The sequence below is a fragment of the Streptomyces kebangsaanensis genome, assembly GCF_001906585.1.
Taxonomy (GTDB): domain Bacteria; phylum Actinomycetota; class Actinomycetes; order Streptomycetales; family Streptomycetaceae; genus Streptomyces; species Streptomyces kebangsaanensis.
Map to the genome: position 1 here is coordinate 25,435 of NZ_JUJA01000036.1, position 4,790 is coordinate 30,224.

Sequence of the window (4,790 nt, forward strand, 5' to 3'; positions counted from 1 at the left end):
GCCGGTATCCCGGACAAGAGTGTCCCTACAGATTGGAGCCGCCGTGCGCTGTCGCCCGTCTCTCATCCTCCTGTGCGCACTGATGCTGGGGACGACCGCCATCGGCTCCACGAGAAGCGCCGGTAGCAGTCCAAGTCCCCCACCGAGGCTCGCCGATCCCGCGGCAACGGCCAAACCGCTTCTGGTGCGGTTCTTCACGCTCCTTCAGCGAAGGGACACTGCCGGCCTCGACCGATTCCTGTCCCCCGCCTTCCAGGTGGAACGACCGGACGGGACCGGCAGCTCCAAGGCGGCGTATCTGGCCGATTACCCGGCGGTCGGGAGTTTCGACATCAGTCGAGTGTCCGCCACCCAGGCCGACTCCGTGCTCGTGGTCCGGTACCTGGTCACCGCGGAAGGTCTTGTCCGCGGCAAGCCCTACACTCCGGGTCCCGCTCCGCGACTGTCAGCCTTCTCGTGGAACGGGAGCCGCTGGCAACTCGCCGCCCACGCGAACTTCAACCCGCTCACTGGCTGATCGCGTGTCGGCGGATGCCGCCTGCCGGCGGTCCCGTGCCGTGGAGATCGGCCAGATCACCCGTCGGCTTCGGAGGTCGTCGGGGTAGACGACGGACCACTGGCCGCCGATGAACTGCTCGACGACTCCGCGGGCACCGGTGTTCTGCCCACTGGCATCGAACCGGACGTAGTCCCACGGCTCCATGATCAGCTCCCGGCCCGACAGGGTGACGGTGCGCAGCGCTGAGTGGATCTTCTCCGGATCGGTGGAACGCGCGTTGTCGATGGCCACGGCCAGAGTCATCACGGCGGTGAAGGTGCGCGCGGAGTTCTCGGTCATGGGCGCGCCGAACGTCGCCGCGAACTTCTGGGCGACCTTCTTGGCCGTCGGGTTGCGGTCGGCCAACTGGGCCGACCAGGCGGTGCGGCGGAGGAAGCCCCGGGCGTCGGCCGCCCGAGCCGCACCGGCCACGAACTCGGGATCGGAAAAGCCGCCGCCGTAGCCGAGCACCGCCGGCGGCAGGTAGCCGACCCGGGTGAACGCCTTCTGCAGCAGTAGTGCGTCGGTGGTGTAGGAGAGGACGAAGAGCACGTCCGGTTTCTTGGCGCGGACCTCTTGCACATAAGGCACCAGGTCGGTGGAGTCCGCGTCGTAGCCGACGTCGGCCGCGATGGTCAGGCCGTGTTGCCGTGCGAGCTGTCGGGTGACCGCGGCGCCGTCGTCGCCGTACTGGTTGTTGATGTGCAGGATTCCGACGGACGAGATCGGCACGCCGGCGGCCTTGCGGTCCTCGATCAGGGAGAAGAAGGTCCGGCCGTAGGTCAGGTCGCTGGGGCCGGTACGGAAGAAGTAACGAAGGCCGCGTTCGGTCAGCGCGGTCGAGGAGGAGTCACCGTTGACGAAGGGAATCCTGAGCTGCTCGGCGCGTTCACTGGCGGTCCTGGTGACGGCCGAGTGGTAGGCGCCCGTCAGGGCGACCGCCCCTTGGTCGGTCACCAGCCGCTGCACTTCCCTCGCCCCCGTCCGCGGGTCGCCCTTGGTGTCGGCGTGGACGAGCGCGAGCTCGGCTCCTCCCAAGCCCGGCAGGCCGGACTTGCCGGCCAAGGGGAGCGCCAATTCGGGGAACCTTCCGTTGATGATGTCCGCGGCGAGCTGTGCGCCGTTGCGCGCGTCCGTGCCCGCGGAGGCATCGGGGCCCGAGGTCGGCTCAAGGATTCCGACCTTCACCTGCTCGACCCTCGTTTCCGTGCTGCGGTCGGCATGAGCCACCGCAAGCAGCAGGAAGGGGGCGAAAGCCAGCAAGAGGGCCGAACCCCGCAGCGCGCTGCGCATGACACTCTCCTCTCGGACCACGCGGTCGACGCGAACGGCGACCAGCCGCCGGGGGATACGGACTCCATGCTGGTGCCGCCCCGCCGGTGCCGCCACGGGACGGCACCGACCGGGTTACGTCGGTCCTGAGCCGCTCCGGCCACCCGTCTCGCCCTTCGGGCAAACGGTCCGCCACGGTGATGCGACGGCATCGCGGCTTCGTCGCTCGTATCCACGCGGCGCGGTGTCGAGGGAGTACTCACACGCACTCCTACGGAGCCAAGCACCCCGAAAACCGTCGGCCCGAAATGCGACGTGTCTCAGCTGGACGCACCTGAACGCACCCTCGGAGTCGCGGTCGGGCCCACGCGTCGGGCTCGCAGTACACGGCGCGCTCGTGCCGCGGGAAGCAGTACACCGGCACCGGCGCGCCCGGGGACACCGCGGATTCCCGGGGCATGCCGACCGTCCAGCGGCCGCGCTCCCCGGTACGGGCGGTCATTGTCCGGGGCCGTCCGCGACGAGGCGTCGCAGTGCGGGGAGCAGCGTGTCGAGGTCCTGGCCGGTTCGGAAGGCGACGACGGTGGTGCCGCGGTCGTCGGACCCCGTGCGGGAACCCGGTGCCGCGAAGAGGGCGAGTACGTCGTGCATCGCTTCGTCCACTTCCCGGCCCGGGTCGGGTGATTCCCCTCGGAGCCACCGGCGCAGCACGTGGTTGTGGGCTGCGACCACGGCTGCCGCCATGAGCTCGGCCCTCAGAGATGCCGACTCGGTCGGGTCGCCCATCCAGCTGGAGATGAATTCACGGAACAGCCGCTGGTAACGGGCGACGCTGGCGATCTCCCGGTCGCGGAGCGCGGCGACCTTGCTGGTGAGCCGGTACCGCCGACGGGCGAGGTCGCCTTCGGCGAGGTAGTGCATCAGTACCAGGCGGACCGCGTCGGAGACGGCGGCCAGGGCGGTGTCGTGGCTGGAGGTGGCCAGTCGGTCCTTGATCTGCTCGAGCAGCCGGTCGTGGTCGGGGAAGATGACGTCTTCCTTGGACCGGTAGTGCCGGAAGAAGGTGGTGCGGCCCACCCCGGCCCGTTCGGCGATGTCGTCGACGGTCGTCTGCTCGTACCCGCGCTCGTCGAACAGGGTGAAAGCGGCTTCTGCGAGTCGGGTTCGCGCGGCTGGCTTGCTCATGATCGCCCATCCTCCCCGTCTCGGCCTCCGGGAGCCACTTGCCCACGGGAATGGTACTGAGTACCGTTCATAAGAGATTGAGTACCGGAGAGGGTCGACGTGGGTTCCTCGGCGCGACCGGGCCTGCGCGACGCCTGAGGCGTGGACGTCCCCCACGACACCTTCTGAATCGATGAGCCCGGGGTGGAGCGACCAGTGAACGAGATCGACATCCGCACGACCGCGGGCAAGCTCGCGGATCTGCAGCGCCGCATCCAGGAGGCGACGCACGCCGGCTCGGAGCGCGCGGTGGAGAAGCAGCACGCCCGGGGCAAGCTGACCGCCCGCGAGCGGATCGCGCTGCTGCTGGACGCGGACTCCTTCGTGGAGCTGGACGAGTTCGCCCGGCACCGCTCCACCCACTTCGGGCTGGAGGCCAACCGCCCCTACGGCGACGGCGTGGTCACCGGCTACGGCACCGTCGACGGCCGCCCGGTGGCGGTCTTCTCGCAGGACTTCACCGTCTTCGGCGGCGCGCTGGGCGAGGTGTACGGGCAGAAGATCGTCAAGGTGATGGACTTCGCCCTGAAGACCGGCTGCCCCGTCATCGGCATCAACGACTCCGGCGGCGCCCGCATCCAGGAGGGCGTCGCCTCGCTCGGCGCCTACGGGGAGATCTTCCGCCGCAACACCCACGCCTCCGGCGTCATCCCGCAGATCTCCCTGGTGCTCGGCCCGTGCGCGGGCGGCGCGGTCTACTCCCCCGCCATCACCGACTTCACCGTCATGGTCGATAAGAGCAGCCACATGTTCATCACCGGCCCGGACGTGATCAAGACGGTCACCGGCGAGGACGTCGGCTTCGAGGAGCTGGGCGGGGCCCGCACCCACAACACCGCCTCCGGGGTGGCCCACCACCTGGCCGCCGACGAGAAGGACGCCATCGAGTACGTCCAGCAGCTGCTGTCCTACCTGCCCTCCAACAACCTCGCCGAGCCCCCGGCGTTCCCGGAGCAGGCCGACCCGGCCCTCACCGCCGGGGACCGCGAGCTCGACGCGATCGTCCCGGACAGCGCCAACCAGCCCTACGACATGCACACCGTCATCGAGCACGTCCTCGACGACGGCGAGTTCCTCGAGACGCAGCCGCTGTTCGCGCCGAACATCCTCACCGGCTTCGGCCGCGTCGAGGGCCGCCCGGTCGGCATCGTCGCCAACCAGCCGCTGCAGTTCGCCGGCTGCCTGGACATCGACGCCTCCGAGAAGGCCGCCCGGTTCGTGCGCACCTGCGACGCCTTCAACCTGCCCGTGCTCACCTTCGTGGACGTGCCCGGCTTCCTGCCCGGGGTGGACCAGGAGCACACCGGCATCATCCGCCGCGGCGCCAAGCTGATCTACGCCTACGCCGAGGCCACCGTCCCGCTGATCACCGTGATCACCCGCAAGGCGTTCGGCGGCGCCTACGACGTGATGGGCTCCAAGCACCTGGGCGCCGACCTGAACCTGGCCTGGCCCACCGCGCAGATCGCCGTGATGGGCGCCCAGGGCGCGGTCAACATCCTGCACCGGCGCACCCTCGCCGAGGCCGCCGACGACGCCGAGGCCACCCGCGCCCGGCTGATCCAGGAGTACGAGGACACCCTCCTCAACCCCTACGTCGCCGCCGAGCGCGGCTACGTCGACGCCGTGATCATGCCCTCCCACACCCGCTCCCACCTCGTGCGCGGCCTGCGCCAGCTGCGCACCAAACGGGAGAGCCTGCCGCCCAAGAAGCACGGCAACATCCCCCTGTGAAGGAGCCCCCGTGATCAAGGTC

3 protein-coding genes are annotated in these 4,790 nt (G+C 69.7%); 1 reads left to right on the plus strand and 2 read right to left on the minus strand.

Annotation, left to right across the window (positions count from 1 at the left end):
* Window positions 1-445: 445 nt before the first annotated feature.
* Together RH94_RS04635 and RH94_RS04640 are read right to left on the minus strand one after the other, a co-directional pair.
* Window positions 446-1,831 (minus strand): ABC transporter substrate-binding protein, encoded by a 1,386-nt coding sequence (locus tag RH94_RS04635; RefSeq protein ID WP_073946374.1) that lies wholly within the window; start codon window positions 1,829-1,831, stop codon window positions 446-448.
* A 477-nt stretch (window positions 1,832-2,308) separates the two neighbouring features.
* Window positions 2,309-2,995, minus strand: a complete 687-nt coding sequence (locus RH94_RS04640; RefSeq protein WP_073946375.1) for a TetR/AcrR family transcriptional regulator — start codon at window positions 2,993-2,995, stop codon at window positions 2,309-2,311.
* Between the two features lie 195 nt (window positions 2,996-3,190).
* Here RH94_RS04640 and RH94_RS04645 point away from each other — a divergent pair, with 195 nt between their 5' ends.
* Entirely contained in the window at window positions 3,191-4,768 is a 1,578-nt protein-coding gene (locus tag RH94_RS04645) for an acyl-CoA carboxylase subunit beta (protein WP_234425540.1), read from the plus strand.
* The last annotated feature ends 22 nt before the right edge of the window (window positions 4,769-4,790 follow it).

Excerpts from the sequence above, each read along its gene's own strand:
- RH94_RS04635 (WP_073946374.1), bottom strand. The coding sequence starts at position 1,831 with ATGCGCAGCGCGCTGCGGGGTTCGGCCCTCTTGCTGGCTTTCGCCCCC.
- RH94_RS04640 (WP_073946375.1), bottom strand. The coding sequence starts at position 2,995 with ATGAGCAAGCCAGCCGCGCGAACCCGACTCGCAGAAGCCGCTTTCACC.